General features: G+C 70.4%; 14 protein-coding genes and 1 tRNA gene. 10 read left to right on the top strand and 5 right to left on the bottom strand.

From position 1 onward, the window contains the following. Nucleotides 1-116: 116 nt before the first annotated feature. The 3 genes from D7X96_RS25110 to D7X96_RS25100 all read left to right on the top strand — a co-directional run bounded on the left by D7X96_RS25110 (nt 117) and on the right by D7X96_RS25100 (nt 4,376). Entirely contained in the window at nt 117-1,385 is a 1,269-nt protein-coding gene (locus tag D7X96_RS25110; RefSeq protein ID WP_120548422.1) for a hypothetical protein, read from the top strand. Between the two features lie 137 nt (nt 1,386-1,522). Further along, entirely contained in the window at nt 1,523-3,673 is a 2,151-nt protein-coding gene (gene glgX, locus D7X96_RS25105) for a glycogen debranching protein GlgX (RefSeq protein ID WP_121770904.1), read from the top strand. Nucleotides 3,674-3,710: 37 nt separating this feature from the next. Beyond that, nucleotides 3,711-4,376: a class I SAM-dependent methyltransferase gene (locus tag D7X96_RS25100; RefSeq protein WP_120548420.1), complete on the top strand. Its 666-nt coding sequence runs from the start codon at nt 3,711-3,713 to the stop codon at nt 4,374-4,376. An 11-nt stretch (nt 4,377-4,387) separates the two neighbouring features. Here the strand turns inward: D7X96_RS25100 and D7X96_RS25095 are convergent, their stop codons facing one another. After that, complete coding sequence (locus D7X96_RS25095) at nt 4,388-4,813, bottom strand: hypothetical protein (RefSeq protein ID WP_121770903.1); 426 nt, start codon at nt 4,811-4,813, stop codon at nt 4,388-4,390. A gap of 300 nt (nt 4,814-5,113) precedes the next feature. On the opposite strand from D7X96_RS25095, the gene D7X96_RS25090 reads away from it, so the two are divergent. The 4 genes from D7X96_RS25090 (at nt 5,114) to D7X96_RS25075 (ending at nt 11,096) form a co-directional block, all read left to right on the top strand. Continuing rightward, nucleotides 5,114-5,183 (top strand) — tRNA-Met (locus D7X96_RS25090). A gap of 255 nt (nt 5,184-5,438) precedes the next feature. Further along, complete coding sequence (locus tag D7X96_RS25085; RefSeq protein ID WP_121770902.1) at nt 5,439-6,563, top strand: slipin family protein; 1,125 nt, start codon at nt 5,439-5,441, stop codon at nt 6,561-6,563. A 112-nt stretch (nt 6,564-6,675) separates the two neighbouring features. Next, nucleotides 6,676-9,180 (top strand): VIT domain-containing protein, encoded by a 2,505-nt coding sequence (locus D7X96_RS25080; protein ID WP_121770901.1) that lies wholly within the window; start codon nt 6,676-6,678, stop codon nt 9,178-9,180. Nucleotides 9,181-9,281: 101 nt separating this feature from the next. Next, nucleotides 9,282-11,096 (top strand): acyl-CoA dehydrogenase, encoded by a 1,815-nt coding sequence (locus D7X96_RS25075; RefSeq protein WP_120548414.1) that lies wholly within the window; start codon nt 9,282-9,284, stop codon nt 11,094-11,096. 54 nt (nt 11,097-11,150) lie between these two features. Here D7X96_RS25075 and D7X96_RS25070 read toward each other — a convergent pair whose 3' ends face one another. Further along, the gene (locus D7X96_RS25070; RefSeq protein ID WP_147468392.1) at nt 11,151-12,053 is read right to left on the bottom strand and encodes a hypothetical protein; all 903 of its coding nucleotides are present in this window, start codon (nt 12,051-12,053) and stop codon (nt 11,151-11,153) included. Between the two features lie 103 nt (nt 12,054-12,156). Here D7X96_RS25070 and D7X96_RS25065 point away from each other — a divergent pair, with 103 nt between their 5' ends. Further along, nucleotides 12,157-13,827 (top strand): ligand-binding sensor domain-containing protein, encoded by a 1,671-nt coding sequence (locus D7X96_RS25065; protein WP_121770899.1) that lies wholly within the window; start codon nt 12,157-12,159, stop codon nt 13,825-13,827. Here D7X96_RS25065 and D7X96_RS25060 read toward each other — a convergent pair. After that, nucleotides 13,824-14,924 (bottom strand): putative NPN-dependent ornithine cyclodeaminase, encoded by a 1,101-nt coding sequence (locus tag D7X96_RS25060; RefSeq protein ID WP_120548411.1) that lies wholly within the window; start codon nt 14,922-14,924, stop codon nt 13,824-13,826. The genes D7X96_RS25065 and D7X96_RS25060 overlap by 4 nt on opposite strands. A gap of 279 nt (nt 14,925-15,203) precedes the next feature. On the opposite strand from D7X96_RS25060, the gene D7X96_RS25055 reads away from it, so the two are divergent. Both D7X96_RS25055 and D7X96_RS25050 read left to right on the top strand, forming a co-directional pair. Next, on the top strand, nt 15,204-15,911 hold the full coding sequence (locus tag D7X96_RS25055) for a LysM peptidoglycan-binding domain-containing protein (protein WP_120548410.1): 708 nt from the start codon (nt 15,204-15,206) through the stop codon (nt 15,909-15,911). Nucleotides 15,912-16,135: 224 nt separating this feature from the next. Next, nucleotides 16,136-16,522: a response regulator gene (locus D7X96_RS25050; protein ID WP_120548409.1), complete on the top strand. Its 387-nt coding sequence runs from the start codon at nt 16,136-16,138 to the stop codon at nt 16,520-16,522. On the opposite strand, the gene D7X96_RS25045 is transcribed toward D7X96_RS25050, so the two are convergent. Together D7X96_RS25045 and D7X96_RS25040 are read right to left on the bottom strand one after the other, a co-directional pair. Beyond that, a complete protein-coding gene (locus D7X96_RS25045) occupies nt 16,516-18,441 on the bottom strand; it encodes a sensor histidine kinase (protein WP_244219708.1) in 1,926 nt (641 codons plus the stop codon). The genes D7X96_RS25050 and D7X96_RS25045 overlap by 7 nt on opposite strands. 107 nt (nt 18,442-18,548) lie before the next feature. Continuing rightward, on the bottom strand, nt 18,549-18,803 hold the full coding sequence (locus D7X96_RS25040; RefSeq protein WP_120548407.1) for a hypothetical protein: 255 nt from the start codon (nt 18,801-18,803) through the stop codon (nt 18,549-18,551). Nucleotides 18,804-18,975: the final 172 nt, after the last annotated feature.

Here is an 18,975-nt window from a genome sequence, read left to right as displayed (position 1 = left end):
CCGCCCGCCTGCCCCCCGGCCCCGAATGCGTGTGTCTTGGATGACAGCGAGCGACCTGGGGCTTATCCAAAGAGGTCCAGGCAGCGCGCACCCACACCACCGAAAGCGTCCATCGCATGAAGCTGTTGCTGGCAGGCCGACGAGGAGCAAGACAGCCACTGTTCGCCCCCCCGGAGGCGTCCCTGCCCTGGCTGCAGCGCGTGGAGACGTGGGTCCAGCAGGTGGCCGAAGGCGTGCTGGAGGGCAGCCTCATCGAGGACGGTCCCCAGGGCGCGCCCATGCTGCGCCTGCGCCTGCACCCGGCCGCGGCGGAGGTGCTGTTCCTGGCGGCGACGCAGGAGCGCATCGTCGTGTCCGCGGACACCAGCGCCGCGGGCCCCGGCTACCACCGCTACCTGGTGGACCTGCTCAAGGCCCTGGGCGACCACCACGGCATCGACTGGGCTCCGCCCGATGAAGACGTGGGCGTGGGCGACGCCACGGGCTACTTCCACTCCGGCGACGCGGGGCCGGTGGAGGAGCACTTCCTGGGCTGGCTCCAGCACTCGGTGGGGCAGGTGCTGCGCATGCGCAGCCTGGGCAGCTCCGGCTTCGCGCTGTCCATGCGCTTTGGCCACACCTTCCAGCACCCGGGCGCGCTGCTCACGCCGCTGGGGCCTCGCGACGAGCACTGGCTGCGCACCGTGCATGAGGAGCCGCGCCAGGGCATGGACGTGTTCCCCTGGTGGAACCCCGGCGTGGACGCGCGCGAGCGCTTCACGCGCGCCCTGTGCCGCCTGTGGACGGACGTCGTGTGGCGCCCGCCGCTCCTGGAAGAGGAGCGCCAGCGCCTGCGCGACGTGGCGCGGCTCCTGGAGCAGGCGTGGCGCCAGGACCCCTCGCTCCCCTATCCGTGGCGCGAGTGGCAGGAGGTGCTCGGCTACCTGGGCATGGGCGGGACGGTGGCGGAGGAGGTGCACCGCCGCGCGCTGGAGTCGCCCGGCGTGGGGCCGTCCATCGGCTACCGGCGCGGCTCCGTGCAGGTGGTGCTGCCTGAAGGCTGGGAGATTCGCATCCCCGGCTCCCTGGCGGAGGCGCGCCTGCAGGACGGCAGCTGGGTGGCCCGCGACCATCGGCGCACCGTGCGCGTGGTGCCCCTGGAGGACTCCGCGGAGGAGCAGCTGGCGCCCACCAGCCCGGAGCGCAAGGCCCTGGAGCTGGAGCATCACGGCGCCCGCGTCAGCGGCCGCGCGTCCCTGCACGTGGGCCCCGGCGAGTGCCGGCTGACGGCCCTGTGCCGCTCCGGCAACCGCCGCGCCCTCTGCGTCGTCAGCTTCGATGATCCGGACGAGCAGGACTGGGCCCTGGGCACCTGGCGTTCGCTGGATCACGCCGTCGCCGCCTGACGCAGGAGATTGTTTCAGCACCAACCCCTTGCCAAAGCGCTGCCCGGTGGACAGTCAGCGCACCCGGACGTCTTGCCGCACAGCGCAGTCGCACCCACCTTCCGCGGGCACCTTCCCCACGGAATCGAGTGAGACGCATGAGCAGCAAGCGGGAGATCTGGCCGGGCAAGCCCTGGCCGCGTGGCGCGACGTTCGACGGTTCAGGCACCAACTTCGCGGTCTACTCACAGGTGGCCACGCGCGTGGAGGTGTGTCTCTTCGACCGGGCGGACCCCACGAAGGAGATTGAGCGCTTCGACCTGCCGATGAGCACCGAGTTCGTCTGGCACGGCTACGTGCCGGACCTGGAGCCCGGGACGCTGTACGGCCTGCGCGTGCACGGGCCCTACGAGCCGGAGAAGGGGCACCGCTGCAACCCGCACAAGCTGCTGGTCGACCCCTACGCCAAGGCGCTGTACGGCGAGGTGGACTGGAAGCAGCCGGTGTTCGGCTACCCCCTGGACCATCCGAAGAAGGACCTGATGCGCGACGAGCGCGACAGCGCGGCCGGCATGCCCAAGGGCGTGGTGGTGAGCGACTTCTTCGACTGGGGCAATGACCGGCGCCTGGACATCCCCTGGCGCAAGACGGTCATCTACGAAGCGCACGTGCGCGGCCTCACCATGCGCCACCCGGGCGTGCCGGAGCACCAGCGCGGCACGTACGCGGGCCTGGGCTCGCCGGCCATCATCGAGCACCTGCAGAAGCTGGGCGTCACCGCGGTGGAGCTGTTGCCGGTGCAGGCGTTCGCGGACGACTCGTTCCTCAACGACAAGGGCCTGTCGAACTACTGGGGCTACAGCACGCTGAACTACTTCTCCCCGGAGCAGCGCTACGCCAGCCGCAAGACGCCGGGCGGCGCGGTGGCGGAATTCAAGGCCATGGTGAAGGCGCTGCACGCGGCGGGCATCGAGGTGCTCCTCGACGTCGTGTACAACCACACGTGCGAGGGCAACCACCTGGGGCCCACGCTGTCGTTCAAGGGCATCGACAACGCGTCGTACTACTGGACCATGCCGGAGGCGCGGCACTACCTGGACTTCACCGGGTGCGGCAACAGCCTCAACGCCTCCAACCCGCAGACGGCGCGCTTCATCGTGGACTCCTTGCGCTACTGGGTGGAGGAGATGCACGTGGACGGGTTCCGCTTCGACCTGGCCACGGTGCTGGGACGCAGCGGCAAGGGCGGCTACGACCCGAACGCGCCCATCTTCCAGATCATCAACCAGGACCCGGTGCTCTCCCGCGTGAAGCTCATCGCGGAGCCGTGGGACGTGGGGCTGGGCGGCTACCAGGTGGGCGGCTTCCCGTCGCCGTGGCACGAGTGGAACGGCAAGTACCGGGACGCGCTGCGCAAGTACTGGAAGGGCGACGAGAACCAGGCCGCGGAGGTGGGCTACCGGCTCACGGGCAGCGCGGACCTGTTCGCGGCGGCGCGCCGGCGTCCGCAGGCGTCCATCAACTTCGTCACCGCGCACGACGGCTTCACGCTGCACGACCTGGTCACGTACAGCAGCAAGCACAACGAGGCCAACGGCGAGCACAACCGCGACGGCGCGGATGACAACCAGGCGTGGAACTGCGGCGTGGAGGGAGAGACGGACGACACCGACATCATCTCCCTGCGCGAGCGGCAGAAGCGCAACCTCCTGGCGTCGCTCTTCCTGTCCACCGGCGTGCCCATGATTGTCGCGGGCGACGAGATGGGCCGGACGCAGAAGGGCAACAACAACGCCTACTGCCAGGACAACGAGCTGTCGTGGGTGGACTGGAACCTGGACACGACGCGCCTGGACCTCCTGGAGTTCACGCGCAAGCTCATCCACTTCCGCCACGGGCAGCCGGTGCTGCAGCGCCGCCGCTTCTTCCAGGGCGAGCACCTGTGGGAGTCCGAGCACAAGGACCTGGCGTGGTTCCGGCCGGACGGCTCGGAGATGGGGCCGGAGGACTGGCAGAAGCCCTTCGTGCGCTCGCTGGCGTTCCTCTTGGGGGGCGACGCCATCCCCACGCCGGACGAGCGCGGCCAGCGCGTCAGCGGCGACTCGCTGCTGGTGCTGCTCAACGCGCACCACGACACGGTGACCTTCACGGTGCCGCCGCCGGGTGAAGGCGGCGCGTGGCGGCTGGAGCTGTACACGGCGGACGACCAGCGCGGCGACGAGGAGATGAAGCCCGGGAAGTTCGAGATGGCCGGGCGGTCGCTGGCGGTGTTCCGCAAGCCTGGACCGGGGTCCAACGGCGTCGCGTGATATTGCGTGCGCACCTTGTGTTCGAGGAGCGCACGACATGACGGAGGCAGGGGACAGCGGCAGGAGTGAAGAGGCCGCTGTCGCGCGGGTGTACGGGGAGATCGCCTCCGCCTACGAGGTGCTCTACCCGTCCCTGCACCGCTACGGCGACCGGGTGGAGCGCTTCCTCGCGGACGCGCTGAAGCCCGGGATGCGCGTGCTGGACGTGGGCTGCGGCCCGGCGCTGCACACGCGCGGGCTGGACGCGTCCGTGGACGTGGTGGGCCTGGACCTGGCGCCGGAGATGCTGGAGCTGGCGAAGCGCGCGAGGCCGTCCGGCGCGTGGCGCGTGCACAGCTACATGGATCCGGTGCCGGAGGACCTGGGCACGTTCGACGTCGCGCTGGCCATTGGCTGCCTGGACTTCTGTGACGACCTGCCGCGCGTGCTGGGGCACGTGGGCCGGGTGCTGAAGCCGGGCGGGCGGATGTTGTTCACGGTGCTGGAGCGCAGGCCCGGGCTGGAGGCGCACGAGGAGCGCATGCGCCGGGTGCGCACGGCGGACACGGACGTGACGCTGCACCTGTGGAGCGCGGAGGAGACAGCGCGCGCGGTGGAGGCCGCGGGCCTGCGGGTGCGCGACTACGCGCACGGGCCCGGCTGGGAGCTGATGGCCGAGGAGCGCGTGATGTGGTTCGGCTGGTGGGACGTGACGCGCGGCTGAAGGCGCATCCGCTAGGGGCAATGCGGCCAGAGGCACCCGACCTCGATGTCCACGCGCGTCACCCGTCCCTCATACACGGTCATGAACGGGTCCTGCCCCCAGCACACGTTGACGCCGTTGCTGTCATAGGCATGGACCTGCACCCACCAGGCCTGCGACGCATAGACGTCGATGAAGGTCGTCCCCTGGATGACGCCATCCCGCACGTTGAGCGGCAGGGGCCCGATACTCGGGACCGGCCGGCTCGGATCTCCCGCATTCATGGTCACCGTCGCCGTCGCCACCGGGCAGGGGTCCTCTCCCATGGAGATATTCAGCTCCACGGACCCCATGGGCCAGCCGGCGTCTTCGACTCCGGCGTCCATGCCCACGGCGCCTTCCTCCCCACAGGCCCCGAACAGCGCACAGCACATGCCCAGCAACACGGCCCGCTTCATGGGTCCTCCCAGGTGGCGCATCTAACGCGCGGTCCTTGGACACATGAGCCCAAGCACTTGAGACATGCGCCGTCAGGATTCGCGCCCGCTCGCGTCCAGAGGCCCCGTCGGCAGCTTCAGGGGGCGCACGGGGTTGTCCCGAGGCGTCCGGTTCCATGCGGGGGCGCTCTGCGCCGGGGCATGGGATTCGGACGTTCCTCACGGCCATCACTTCCGGGTGTTCCCGCCGCAATCGAAGGCCGCACCGGTCGCACGCCATACCGTGAGGCGCGCATGGCTGCCCTTTGCTGGGCAAAAACCCGAACTAGCTCAACGGTAGAGCACGAGATTCATAATCTCGGTGTCGAAGGTTCGAATCCTTCGTTCGCCTGGGACCCCGTCGTTTTTCGCTGGTGCCAACGCGAGTCCACCGCGTCCACCTCCCCACGCCGCACACGGGCCGGTCGCCAGGGCCTCCGGAGGAAGTCTCTCCGGCCGCCGTCCGTGACCGGCATCCGGTGCGGAGGTTCGGGAGGCTGAACGCGGATCCGGACGGTCTGTTCGCGCGACGCGCCCGTGGGGCGGCGGGGTCCTTTTCTCCAGCAGCCGGGCCGCTCTCCTTTTCTTGTCGTCGAGGTGAAGTGTCATGGGCATCGGTCGGGTGGAAGTGGCGCAGAACGAGCGGCTGTTCGTCGTGGTGAACGGGAAGGCGGAGCAGTACCTGGGGCCGGGCCGGCACTGGGTGGTGCGGCCGTTCCAGAACGTCCGCTTCGAGCGCGTGCCGCTGGAGCCGCCCGTCACCCGGCTGGATGAAGCGAAGCTCGCGCTGGTGCCGGAGAAGGACCTCCAGGTGGTGGAGCTGGGCGCGGACGAGCGCGCGGTGGTGTTCCATCACGGCCAGCCGGTGCGGTGGCTGGGCCGGGGTCAGCACCAGGTGTGGACGGCGCAGCGGCTGCCCGGTCGTACCGGTCGGCCCGAGTCGCCCACGGTACGAGTCGAGCGCGTGGACGTGTCCGGAGTGGCGACGGAGCCCCCGCGGGACGAGGTGCGCGCGCTGATTCCGCCCAGTGACTACGTGGAGACCACGGCCACGGAGGGCACGGTGGCGCTGCGCTACGTGGACGGCGTGCTGGATGCAGTGCTGCCTCCGGGCCGGCACGCGGCGTGGACGGTCGCGCACAAGGTGCAGTTCGCGGTCATCGACCTGCGCGAGAAGCTGCTCCACGTCACCGGCCAGGAGGTGATGACCAAGGACCGCGTGACGCTGCGCCTCAACCTGTCCGCGGCATACCGGGTGGTGGACGCGCGGCGGCTGGCGGTGGTGGCGCGAGCGCCGGATGAAATCCTCTACCTGGCCATGCAGCTCGCTGCGCGCGAGGCCGTGTCCACGCGCACGCTGGATGAACTGCTGGCGGCGCGAGAGGCCGTGTCCACGGAGCTGTACGCGCAGGTGAAGTCGGGGGCGGAGGGCGTGGGCCTGGAGCTGCTGCGCTTCGGCATCAAGGACGTGGTGCTGCCGAAGGAGATGAAGGACCTGCTCAACCGGGTCATCCAGGCGCAGAAGGAGGCGGAGGCGAACGTCATCCTGCGGAGAGAGGAGACGGCGGCGACGCGCTCCATGGCGCAGACGGCGAAGGTGCTCGCGGAGAACCCGCTGCTCGTGCGCCTCAAGGAGCTGGAGGCGTACAAGGACCTGGCCGCGAAGGTGGGTCAGGTGCACCTCGTGCTCGGCGAGGGCGCGGTGCCCACGCTGCAGCTCAAGGGCGGCTGACACACGGCTGTGTGGCTTCACGGCCACACGACCTGCCTTCCCAGAGGGGAACCAGGGTTGGCCCGGGGGCTGCAATGTCCCCGGGCACACCCTGAAACCAAGGTTCCCGACCATGCGAGTCCTGCTCGCCGCGCTCTTCGTCTGTCTTCTGGCCACCCCGGCCGCTGCCCAGCAACCCTGTCCCCCGGCTGCTTCGCCCACCGCGGGCGTCGCCCAGGGCACCCTCGTGGCGCGCTTCCGCGCGCAGCCCGACACCGCGTGCCCGGACACCGAGCCGCGCACCTTCAGCCTCAAGCACACGCAAGTCGACGCGGAGATCAGCGGCTTCCTCGCGTCCGTCACCGTGACGCAGGTGTTCGAGAACCCCTACGCCTCGCCCCTCGAAGCGCTCTACGTCTTCCCGCTGCCGGAGCTGGCCGCCGTGGACGGCATGGAGATGCACATCGGCGAGCGCGTCATCACCGGCGTCATCCAGACCCGTGAGCAGGCCCGCGATACCTACGAGCGCGCCAAGGCCGAGGGCAAGACGGCCGCGCTGCTCGACCAGGAGCGCCCCAACATCTTCACCCAGTCCGTCGCCAACATCCTCCCCGGTGAGACCATCCGCGTGCGCATCCACTACGTGGAGCGCCTCACCTACGACGCCGGCACCTACCGCTTCAGCTTCCCCATGGTCGTCGGCCCCCGCTTCATCGGCGGCGAGCCGCTGCCCACGCGCCAGGGCGAAGGCGTGGAGCCCGACACCACCCGCGTCCCCGACGCGAGCCGCATCTCGCCCCCGGTGAACCTCGACACGCGCAGCGGCCATGACATCCAGCTCACCGTGCGCCTGGACGCGGGCGTCCCCGTCCACTCGCTGCGCTCCACCACCCACCGCGTGGACGTGAAGCGCGACGGCCCCTCCCGCGCCACCGTCAGCCTGGGCCGCGATGACCGCATCCCCAACAAGGACTTCATCCTGGAGTACGTCGTCGCCGACGCGCTCATCCGCCCCGCCGTCCTCATGCACCGCGACCCCGGCGCGGACCACGGCTACTTCCTGGTGATGCTCAACCCGCAGCTGTCCCCCACCCAGCGCGAAATCGTCCCGCGCGAGCTCTACATGGTGCTCGACACGTCCTGCTCGCAGTCCGGCCTGGCGATTGAAAAGTCCAAGGCCATCACGAAGGAAGTCCTCACCCACCTGATGCCGGAGGACACCTTCCAGGTCCTCAACTTCGACACGCAGGTGACCAAGTTCGCGCCCACCGCCGTCCCCGCCTCGCCGGAGAACATCCAGAGCGCCCTGCCCTACGTCGCCAACTTCTGGGGCGGTGGCGGCACCGACGTGCGCATCGCCGCCCAGGAGGCCATGGTCCCCCCGAACGACCCTGCCCGCCTGCGCATGGTGCTCTTCATGACGGACGGCTTCATCGGCAGTGACGACAGCGTGCTCGCCACCATCCAGTCCCACCTGCGCGAGGAGACGCGCATCTTCTCCGCCGGCGTGGGCTCCAGCACCAACCGCTACCTCGTCACCAAGATGGGCGAAGTGGGCCGCGGCGCCTCCACCCTCGTCAACCTCAACCGCCCCGAGGAAGACGTCGCCCGCGAGTTCGAGCGGCGCATGCGCGGCCCCGTCCTCACCTCCGTCAACGTGGACACCGACGGCCTGCCCGTCAGCGACGTGTACCCGAAGTCCGTGCCGGACCTCTTCGCCGGCCAGCCGCTGTTCCTTGTTGGCAAGTTCACCGGCACCGGTGACGGCGTCCTGCGCATCTCCGGCCGCGTTCGTGGCCAGGTCCGCCACTTCGACGTGCCCGTGCACTTCCCCGAGGTCGCCCCGGAGCACGACTCGCTCAAGAGCCTCTGGGCCCGCCAGCGCATCGAGGAGCTCACCGTGGAGGGCTACCGCGGCGAGACGCCCGAAATCATCCAGGGCATCACCGACACCGCGCTCCAGTACCACCTGATGAGCCGCTACACGTCCTTCGTCGCGGTGGAGCAGGTGGCCCGCACGAACCCCGACGGCCAGACGGTCCGCGAGATGGTCCCCGTGCAGCTGCCCGATGGCATGGTCGCGGGCGCCCTCAGCCGCGAGGAGATTCCGCCCGGCGACCCCATCATCTCCGTGCGCGCCCCGCGCAACGCCCGCCGCGTCACCGCGTACTTCCCCTTCGGCCTGGTGAAGCCGCTCACGTTCGACAACCTCACCCGTTCCTGGCGCGGCCGGTTCCTCGTGCCGCTGGGCGTCGCGGATGGCTACTACACCGTGTTCATCATCGCGGAGCTGGCGGACGGCCGCGTGGAGCGCAACGAGGTTCGCTACCGACTGGACTCCAAGGGCAACGACTTCGACGTCGTCCTCTCACAGAAGGAGCTCGCTCCCGGTGACACGCTGACGCTGGACGTGGACGCGGTGGAGGCCACGCAGGAGGTCAGCGTGTACGGCGACCTCTTCGGCGAGGATCAGCAGCTGCTCGATTCGACGGACGGCCTGCGCTTCACCCAGAAGCTGGTCATCCCGGAGGGCACGCCCGCCGGTTCCTACGAGCTGGTGTTCGTCGCCCGCGACGCCGCCGGCAACCGCTTCGAACGCCGGGAGACGCTGCGCGTCATCCACGCCCGGCAGGACTGACCCGCGAATCAATCTCGGGTACCCTGGCGGTCCGCTTTGGCCCCGCGCCTTCACTGGCGCGGGGCTGTTTCATTTCGCACCCGGCCGCGAGGAGTCCTTCGATGTCGTCGTCCCTGCACTACACGCCCAACCTCCGCGATATTGAGTTCAACCTCTTCGAGTTCCTGGACATCGGCCACACGTCGCTGGGCAAGGCGCCCTTCGGGGACCTGGACGAGACGGCGGCCCGGCAGACGCTGCAGACGTTCGCGCAGCTGTGCACGCAGGAGCTGGCGAAGAGCTTCGACGAGTCCGAGCACAACCCGCCGAAGCTGGAGAACGGCGAGGTGAAGCTGCCCCCCGGCCTCAAGGCCGCGATGGGCGCGTACTACGACGCGGGCATGCACCTGTTGGAGACGCCCCCGCACCTGGGCGGCCTGGGCGCGCCGCCGTCGCTGGGCTGGGCCGCGTTCGAGCTGCTGCTGGGGAGCAACCCCGCGCTGGCGTTCTTCACGCTGGGCAACCTGCTGGCGCGCGTCATCGACAAGCTGGGCACGGACTCGCAGAAGAAGCGCTTCCTGCCGCACATCCTGGACAAGCGCTGGAGCGGGTCCATGGTGCTGACGGAGCCGGACGCGGGCAGCGACGTGGGCGCCGCGCGCACCAAGGCCCGTCACGTGGACGGCGACGTCTGGGAGATTGAAGGCGTCAAGCGCTTCATCACCAACGGCGAGTCGGACATCGCGGAGAACATCATCCACATGGTGCTCGCGCGTCCGGAAGGCGCGGCGCCGGGCACCAAGGGCCTGTCGCTGTTCGTGGTGCCCAAGTACTGGGTGAACGAGGACGGCAGCCTGGGTGAGCACAACAACGTCGTGTGCACCAAGCTGGAGAAGAAGATGGGCCTGAAGGGGTCCGTCACGTGCGAGCTGACGTTCGGCGACGGCAAGCCCACGCGCGGCCTGCTGCTGGGTGAGGTCCACGACGGCATCCGGCAGATGTTCCACATCATCGAGAACGCGCGCATGGCGGTGGGCCTCAAGTCCATGGCCGCGCTGTCCGCGGGCTACTTCCGCGCGCTGTCGTTCGCGAAGGACCGCGTGCAGGGCAGCGACCTGGGCAAGGCGCGCGACAAGACGGCGCCGCGCGTGAACATCCTCCAGCACCCGGACGTGCGCCGCATGCTGATGGCGCAGAAGGCCCACGCGGAGGGCCTGCGCGCGCTGGCCCTGTTCACCGCGTCCGTGCAGGACCAGGTGGAGCTGCAGGGCGGCCATCGCTCCACCGCGGCGGGCGAGGCGGACGTGCTCAACGACATGCTGCTGCCGCTGGTGAAGGGGTACAGCTCGGAGAAGGCGTATGAGCTGTTGTCCCTGTCGCTGCAGGTGCACGGCGGCTCGGGCTTCCTGACGGACTACCCCGTCGAGCAGTACATCCGGGACCAGAAGATCGACTCGCTCTACGAGGGCACCACGCACATCCAGGCGCTGGACCTGCTGATGCGCAAGGTGGCGCGCGATGGCGGCGCGACGCTGATGGGCCTCCTGGAGCGCGTGCGCGCGACGGCGGACGGCGACGAGGGCGGCCCGGAGCTGAAGACGGAGCGCGCCGCGCTGGGCGAGGCGGTGGGTCAGTTGCAGACGCTGCTCGGCACGCTGATGGGCAAGCTGGGCGAGTCCGTCTACCACGTGGGCTTCCAGGGCAACCGCGTGCTGTTCGCGGTGGCGGAGGTCATCATCGGCTGGCTGCTGGTGCGTCACGCGGCCGTGGCGCTGGAGCGGATGAAGTCGAACCCCGGTGACAAGGCGTTCTACGGCGGCAAGGTGGCCAGCGCCCGCTGGTACTGCCACGAGGTGCTGCCCGGCATCGCGCACGCCGCGCGCATGGTGGAGAACGGCAACCTGGACCTGATGGACGTGCCGGAAGAGTCGTTCTAGCGGAGCGTCCGAGCCCATGGGCGGCGCGCTTTCCGGAGCGCGCCGCGTTGGCGCTCAGGGCGTCAGGTCGGTGGAGGAGAAGGTGTAGGGTCCCACGCACAAGGAGAAGCGGGGCCCCGTGATGAAGAACAGCTCGACCGTGTGACGGCCGCTCTGCATCACCTGGAGGTTGAAGAGGTCGCCCGCCTGGAACAGCACCTCGCCCCCGGGGCCGCGCACTCGCATGCCGCAGTTGTTGTAGTCGTCAGCCCTGCAAAGCAATTGGTAGGTGTGGCCCGCGACGAGGTCCAGCGCGATGACGTCGACATCGCCGTAGGGCTCGATGTTCCCCGAGACTCTGTTGCCGACGGACCACCGGGCGGCTTCCGCGAGGGTGTCCCCGAAGTCGTCCGGTCCCCGGTCCACCAGCGAGTAATCGTAGGAGCGGTGAATCGTGGGGGCGAACAAGCCCTTCACGCGGGCGTACGCGGTGCCATCCTGCGTGGCGAGCACGGACGCCCGGTAGTACCCGGGCGACCCTGAGCCCGCCGAGCCCGGCAACGTGCGCCCGTCCGCGTCCAGGAGTTCGACCACGCAGGTCGGGTCGGTGCCTTCGTAGCCTTCATCCAGGAAGCGACGGCAGCTGAACCGGTAGATGCGACCAGCCGTGACGCGGAACGAGAACACGTCCACGTCGTCCACGGTGTCCAGCACCGCGCTCTTCACCTCGTTGAGCGCCATGAACTCCAAGGGGGTCGCGGCATCGATGGAGTCCCCATGGTCATCCCCGTGGCGCAGGTTCCGCTTGCAGGTCATGTCCGCCTGGACGTAGCCGTAGGGACATTCGCACACGGCCTCTCCGGAGGATGCATCGCAGCGGCCCGGACCGCAGTAGACGGCATCGCACGGGTCAACCGGTGCGCAGGCACAGAGGACGAGGGCGAGCCCCATCGCCAGGGAAGAAGCAGAACGCAGCATGACCCCTCCGCGCGCCCATTCTTCGTGAAAGGGCGACCAGGTCAACAGGTGCGGCTCGGGAGACACACACCGGCTGGCCCGGGGTTCGCAATAGGGGTGGCGCATGATGCTCTCCACCCTCACCGCGCTGACCCTGGCCGCCACCGTCACCAACACCGAGACCGTGCATGACCTGGAGCCCTTTGGCGGCCACGTCGTCGCGTGCACCGAAGGCGGCCTGGAGCTGTTCACGCCCACGGGCCGTCCGGTGCGCGTGCTCACGGTGGAGGACGGGCTGCCCAGCCACTTCTGCCGCGCGCTGGAGTCCACGGGCGACCGGCTCTTCGTCGCCACGGATGAAGGGCTGGTGTCGCTGGACGCCCGCTTCCACGTGACGCCCGTGCTGGACGTGCGCTGGCAGGCCCTGCCTCCCGCCGAAGACGCGAGCACGCCGGACTACGTGAGCCGGCTGGAGTCACTGGCCGCGGTGCTGACGCCGGGCGCGACGTACACGGCGTTCTCACCGCGCTTCGCGGGCACGGCGGAGGGGCGCCTGTTCGAGCTGGGCACCCAGCGCGCGTGGTCCCTGCCGGGGCCGGTGCGCTTCATCTCCGACACTCGCGACGGCGTGGACGTGGGCACCACCGAGGGCGCGTTCTCCATCAGCGCCAGCGGCCGGCTCTCCGCGCTGCGCGACGTGCCCACCGGGCCGCTGTCGTTCGCGGTGACGGAGCAGGGCGTGCGCATCGTGGGCAGCCACGGCGAGGTGCACGCGTGGGAGACGGAGTCCGTGCCGCTCCAGGCCGCGAGCGTCCCCAAGGACGCCACCGTGTTGCGCGAGGGCTGGGCGGGCACTCGGACCTCCGGCGTGTTCTTCCAGGGGAAGAAGGGGTGGCAACGGGCCACGCCCACCGGGCAGATCTGCGGCAATCACATCACCGCGCTGGCCCGGCATCAGGGGCGGCTCGTGGTGGGCACGTTCGACCGGGGCGCGTGCTGGCAGCGCGAGGACGGCCGGTGGCAGACCGTCCGCACGCCCTCGCTCCCCAGCAACCAGGTGCTGGGCATCACCAGTGACGGTGCGAACCTCTACGTCGCGACCACGTATGGCCTGGGCTTCCACGACGGGAAGGCGTGGACGCAGGTGGCGTATGGGGCTCGCAACCCGGTGGCGCTGGGCAAGCTGTCCGTGCTCAACGTGTCCCGGATGGATGACGGCGTCGCGCTGGTGGACGGCCGGGGCGTGTCCCTGGTCACTCCCGGCACCGCGCCCCTGTCCCTCGTGAAGCGGGTGCCGCTGCCCACGGAGTGGAGCAAGCATCCTTCCGTCGGTGAGGCCTCGGGCCACTTCCTGTGGATGGGCAGCGAGGACCGGGGCCTGCTGCGCTGGGACGGCGCGAAGTGGCAGCGCTTCCACGACGGCCGCGACCTCACCGACAACTGGATCACCGCGCTGTCCACCGACTCGGAGGGACGCGCCGTCGCGGGCACCTGCCAGGATGGCTTCAACTACTTCGACGGCGCGAAGTGGACGCGCGTGCGCACCGCGTCTGGCCTGCCCTCCCCGGCCATCGTCTCCGCCGCGCTCGTGCCCGGCGGAGCGCTGGTGGGCACGCTGCTCGGAGCGTCGTACTTCGACGCGAGCACCGGAGCCGTGCATGCCCTGCCCCGGCTGGCGGATCCGCGCGTCTACGCCGTGCTCCCGGAGGGCGACTCCGCCCTCTTCGGCACCGAGGGCGGACTGTCGAGCGCTCCGTGGAAGCCCGTCTCCGTCCCGGCCCTCAGCCAGCGCTAGGACTTCGGCGCCTTGCCTCGCGCGGCCAGCTCGCGCTCCACGTACAGCCGCAGGATGTGCATGAAGTCCTGCGCGTTCGTCACCACGCCGAAGGCCTGGTGCGTGCCCCGGTCCTTCAGCTTGCTCACCACGAACTCGGACGAGTCCACGCAGATGGTGGGCAGCTCCCTCAAGGAGCCGTCCTTCTCCGTCACGAACGCGGGCAGCATGTTCCCCGTCGCGATGGCATGCAGCGCCGTGGCCACCAGCACCGCCATCGTCGCCTTCACCGCATGCCTGCGCATCGCGTCCTGCGCCGCCAGGTTGTCCGTCACCACGTCCGGCAGCGGCCCGTCATCCCGGATGGAGCCCGTCAGCACGAACGGCACCCCGTGCTTCACGCACGCGTGCATGATGCCGTTGGTGATGATGCCCGCCTCCACCGCCTTCGCGATGGAGCCCGCCTGCCGCACCTTGTTGATGGCGCGCATGTGCAGCCCGTGCCCGCCCGACGTCGCCTCGCCCGCGCCGCTCATGCCCAGCGTCGTGCCGTAGATGGACGCCTCGATGTCGTGCACCGCCACCGCGTTGCCCGCGAGCAGCGCCCCCACGAAGCCGTTCTCCACGAACCACGTCATGTCCGCGCGCGCCCGCGAGTGCACCAGCGCCGGCCCCGTCACCCAGATGGGATAGCCCCCGCGCTCGCGCTCCTCCACCAGCAGCCGCGCCATGTGCGCGTAGTCGATGGGCTTCTCGCGAGACACCTCGCTCGTCATGAACTTGAACTCGCCCTCCCCGCCCTCCGCCAGGTAGGCCATGTTCACGTAGACGCCCTCGCTGCCGTCCTCCGCCTTGCCCACCACCACGCGCTCGCCCGCGCGCACCCGGCGGCCCTCGCGCACCCAGAGCTCCCCCTGCGCGTCCTGCACCAGCGCGCCGTCCATGCGCGGCTCGCGCGGCATCCGCCACCGCCCGTCCACCCGCACGTACGTGGGCAGGTTCGTCGTCGTGAAGAAGCCCTCCGGCAGCACGCCGTCCGCCGGTGCCGGGGTGAAGCGCGCGTCCGGGAAGCTGGCGAACCGCGCCGCCGTGAAGTCGGGATGAGCAATGGTCGTCACCCCGCCACCATGCGCGGCCCCTCCCACCCGTTCAAGCACCACGCCCCGGGCCGCTAAATCCCTGAAAATTGCGCACCGCGCCAAGAGGCCCCGGGCGGGCCCTGCCGCCGGTGCGACGCTCCCGGGCACCGGGATTCCGCTCCGGGTGTGTCCTCTCGCCTCCATGTGCGCGCTTGAAGTGAAAAGCGGGCGAGGGACGCAACACCCGTTCTTGAACGGCGAGAATGGAAACAATCGCAGCCGGTGACCTCGGTCACTGCTCCCCTCTAGGAGCCCCCCATGAGCTACCGCATCCAGTCTGGTGACACCCTCTCCGCCCTGGCCCAGCGCTACGGAACGTCCGTGGACTCGCTGATGAAGGCCAACCCGCAGATCACCAACAAGGACCTCATCTACGCGGGCAAGACGCTGAACATCCCCGGCTCGCGCGACAGCTTCGAGTCCGGCAGCCAGGGCGTGCGCGGCGGCGGCAGCAGCGCCGGCGCCAACAACAGCGGCGCGGGCGACGTGTCGGCGCCTCCGGGTGGCGCGGGCCCGGCCACGCGCGGCCCCGGTGGCAGCCCGTTCGACATCGCGGTGGCGCAGCTGGGCAAGAACGCCGGCTCGCTGAAGCTCGAGGGCAGCGGCGTGGGCGCGGACATGGAGGACTGGGTCCCCAACAACGTCAACTGCGCCAACTTCGTCTCCGCGTGCCTGGAGCAGGCCGGGCAGATCAAGGACAGCCAGCACAGCGCCTCCGTGATGACGCTCCAGGCGAACCTGGACCGCGACCCGAACTTCCAGCGCGTCAGCCTGAAGGACGCCAAGCCCGGCGACGTCGTCTCCATGAAGGTGGGCAGCGGCCAGCACGTGGTGATGTTCGCGGGCTGGAAGGACGGCAAGGCCCAGTTCATCGGCTCCAACAACATCAACTCGGACGGCTCGCAGCGCATCAGCTACACGTCCATGAACTACCCCATCATGTCCGTGCACCAGTACCGGGGCTGAACAGACCCTGGAGCCGGAGCCCCGACGGGGCCTCGCCCTTCCCACGCCGGGAAGGGGGAGGCCCCTTCTGTTTTTCCGGGGGCATGGGCCTGGCCGCCTGCCCTCGAAGGCACCCGGAGTGGCGCGGGCTGCACATTGCCAATGGCCTACCGTCCAGGGTTGGACGTTCCCTGGACACAGGGCCTTTGCGGACGGGGGCGGACGGGGGGAGGCTCCCGGTTGCCATGCGAAGCCTCATCCTCCTCGTGGAAGACCATGTCGACAGCCGTGAGATGCTGGAGGAGTTCCTCACGCTGGAAGGGTTCGCCGTGGAGGTCGCCGGCAACGGCCTGCACGCCTGGGAGCGCCTGCGCAAGGGCCCCACGCCGGACGTGATGCTGCTGGATTTGATGATGCCGGTGATGAGCGGCTGGGAGCTGATGGAGCGCGTGCAGAAGGAGCCGCGCCTGAAGAACCTGCCCGTCATCGTCGTGTCGGGCGCGGGCGCCACCCGCCCCGTGCCGCAGGGCATCCGGGCGTCCATCCCCAAGCCGTTGGACCTGGACGACCTGATGCGCGCGCTGGAGCCGTTCCGCTCCTCCGCGCAGTCGCAGTTAGCCGCCGGTTACTGAGCCGCGCCCGAAGCCGGGGCAGGCCGCGCCGGCTCGCGCGGCAGCGTCACGCGGAAGACGGTGCCCTCGGACGCGCGCGAGCGCACCTCGATGCGGCCCCCGTGGCCCTTCACCACCTGTTCGACGATGTAGAGCCCCAGCCCCAGGCCGCCGTGCGTGTTGCCGCCCGCGCCTCGCCGGAAGGGGTCGAACAGGCGCGGCAGCAGGTCCGGCGGGATGGGGTCTCCGCCGTTCTGCACCTCCAGCACCACGTGCTGGTCCGCGTCCGACAGCGTGAAGCGCACCGGTGAGTCCAGCGGGCTGTACTGGAGCGCGTTGCCGCCCAGGTTGCTCACCACCTGGAGCAGCCGGTCCGCGTCCCAGGAGCCGTCGTAGCGGCCCGGGCCCACCGTCAGGGTCAGCGTGCGCTCCGGCCACGCCGCCTCCAGCTCCTCCACCGCCTGGCGCACCACCATGCGCACGTCGCCGGGCACCCGCTCAATGGGGATGCCGCCGCCCAGCCGGCTGCGGGTGAAGTCGAGCAGCTCCGAAATCATCCGCGCCATGCGCTCGCTGGAGCGCGCGATGCGGGACACCGCCTTGCGGTCGCGCTCCTGGAGCGCGTCGCCGTGCAAGAGCTTGGTGACGGACAGCTGGATGGCGTTGAGGGGGTTTCTCAGGTCGTGGCTGACGATGGCGATGAGCCGCTCGCCGAACTGCGCCGCCTCCCGGGCCGCCTCTTCCGCGCGGCGGCGCTCGGTGACGTCCACCAGCGTGACGACGCCCGCGACAATCTGGTCGTCCCGGTCGCGCACGGGCGCGCTGGAGCCCAACAGGTGCGCGGTGGTGCCGTCCGGCCGGCGCACCTGCAGCGGCTCCGCCTGGCGCGTCTCACCGGTGCGCAGCGCGCGCGCCATGGGCCACGCGTCGTCCGACAGCGGCTCGTTGTCCGCGGTGAACATCTGGTGGGCCGCTTCATAGTCCGCGAGGCTGGCCGAGGGCCGGAACGGCTGGCCCAACAGCGACTCCAGCGCGCGGTTGCCCAGCAGCAGCCGGCCGCTGGGCGCTTCCGCGATGAGCACGCCCGCGGGCAGCTGGTCCAGCACCGCCGCCAGCCGCGCGCGCTCCGCTTCAATGGTGGCCAGCAGGCGCTGCCGCTCGGCCTCCGCCTGACGGCGCTGGGTGATGTCCAGCACCGTGGCGGCGCGGCCCACGCGGCGGCCCGTCGCGTCCCGCAGGGACGTCACGTGCACGAACGCGGGGAAGCGGCTGCCGTCGCGGCGCAGGTGCAGCGCTTCGTATTCGTGGAACGGCTTGGAGCTGGCGGCGGCCATGTGCCGGGGCAGCGCGCCCCGGGACTCGGGGGCCACCAGGTCCTCCAGCCGCAGGCCCTTGAGCGACTCCACGGGCTGGCCGTGCATGCGCGCGAGCGCGGGGTTCGCGGCCACGAACGCGCTGTCATCCGCGCCCATCACCGCCACGCCCACGCCCAGGTGCGTGAAGATGTCCTCCCAGCGCCGGGGGCCGGCCGCGTCCGGGGCCCCGCCCTGCTCACGCGCCGCCTCCGCCGCCTCGCGCGACGCGAGCATCCGCGCCTGCACGTGCGCCTCCAGCGCCGCGGCCTCCACCGCGTCCACGGCGTCGTGGAAGCGCTCCACCTGGGCGGGGTCCTCGCCGCCCTGCTCGCGCCACATCCGCAGCACCGTGTCGCGCAGGCGCCGGAAGTTCGTCGTCGTGGGGTGCCCGTTGGAGCCCTGCACCAGCAGCGACAGCTCGCGCGCCACGGCGTCGGAGACGCGCGCGTCCGGGTTCGTCATCCGGGCCGCCACCGCGGACAAACCATGGGAGAAGGTGTCGCCGGTGCCGGGGGCTTCGTGGAGCCATGCGTCCTGCAGGACGTCGCGGGACTGGAAGAGGAAGTCGGCCAGGGGCAGGGACACGGTGCGCGGCTCGTGGGGCAAGGGGACCCGGAGGGTCGGCCAGGACGGAAGCGTTCCTCCGCTTTAGGCCCCCGCTCCCGATGCGACAAGGACCGTCTGGTGGCCTGTCAGGAGGAAGGCGAACGGACCAGCACCAGCGGTGACAGGGCCGTCCACCGCAGGAGCCCCGCGCCCGGCTCCACCCGGTAGCGGACCTGGAAGCCGCAGGCGAGCACCACGGCCCCCTCCCGCCTCGTCCCCGGAAGGGACAGCATCCTGCTCGCGAGGGCCCCCAGCTCCGATTGCAGGGCCTGACGCACCGCGGGCGTACACGCCGTGAGCGCTCGCACCACCGGCGGTTCCAGCTGGCAGCGGTAGGCCATGTGCGCCGCCCAGGGTGTTCATCTACAGCCCAACTGCAAGATGACAGTGGGGCGGTGATTGGAGGGGTCAGCGGCCGGGCGTTGAGGGAAGACAGTCCCCGGGACGCACTGTCGGGCAGGCGACGCTGTGGAGCCCGACAGCCCCAGGGCCGCTTCAAGACCCCGAGGGAAA

The sequence above is a fragment of the Corallococcus interemptor genome (assembly GCF_003668875.1).
In the GTDB taxonomy this organism is placed as follows: domain Bacteria; phylum Myxococcota; class Myxococcia; order Myxococcales; family Myxococcaceae; genus Corallococcus; species Corallococcus interemptor.
The sequence above is the reverse complement of the archived record's forward strand: the minus strand, read 5'-3'. Positions and strand labels throughout refer to the sequence as shown.

Coding starts and splice junctions, on each gene's coding strand:
- D7X96_RS25110 (WP_120548422.1), top strand. CDS start 117: ATGAAGCTGTTGCTGGCAGGCCGACGAGGAGCAAGACAGCCACTGTTC.
- glgX (WP_121770904.1), top strand. CDS start 1,523: ATGAGCAGCAAGCGGGAGATCTGGCCGGGCAAGCCCTGGCCGCGTGGC.
- D7X96_RS25100 (WP_120548420.1), top strand. CDS start 3,711: ATGACGGAGGCAGGGGACAGCGGCAGGAGTGAAGAGGCCGCTGTCGCG.
- D7X96_RS25095 (WP_121770903.1), bottom strand. CDS start 4,813: ATGAAGCGGGCCGTGTTGCTGGGCATGTGCTGTGCGCTGTTCGGGGCC.
- D7X96_RS25085 (WP_121770902.1), top strand. CDS start 5,439: ATGGGCATCGGTCGGGTGGAAGTGGCGCAGAACGAGCGGCTGTTCGTC.
- D7X96_RS25080 (WP_121770901.1), top strand. CDS start 6,676: ATGCGAGTCCTGCTCGCCGCGCTCTTCGTCTGTCTTCTGGCCACCCCG.
- D7X96_RS25075 (WP_120548414.1), top strand. CDS start 9,282: ATGTCGTCGTCCCTGCACTACACGCCCAACCTCCGCGATATTGAGTTC.
- D7X96_RS25070 (WP_147468392.1), bottom strand. CDS start 12,053: ATGCTGCGTTCTGCTTCTTCCCTGGCGATGGGGCTCGCCCTCGTCCTC.
- D7X96_RS25065 (WP_121770899.1), top strand. CDS start 12,157: ATGATGCTCTCCACCCTCACCGCGCTGACCCTGGCCGCCACCGTCACC.
- D7X96_RS25055 (WP_120548410.1), top strand. CDS start 15,204: ATGAGCTACCGCATCCAGTCTGGTGACACCCTCTCCGCCCTGGCCCAG.
- D7X96_RS25050 (WP_120548409.1), top strand. CDS start 16,136: ATGCGAAGCCTCATCCTCCTCGTGGAAGACCATGTCGACAGCCGTGAG.
- D7X96_RS25040 (WP_120548407.1), bottom strand. CDS start 18,803: ATGGCCTACCGCTGCCAGCTGGAACCGCCGGTGGTGCGAGCGCTCACG.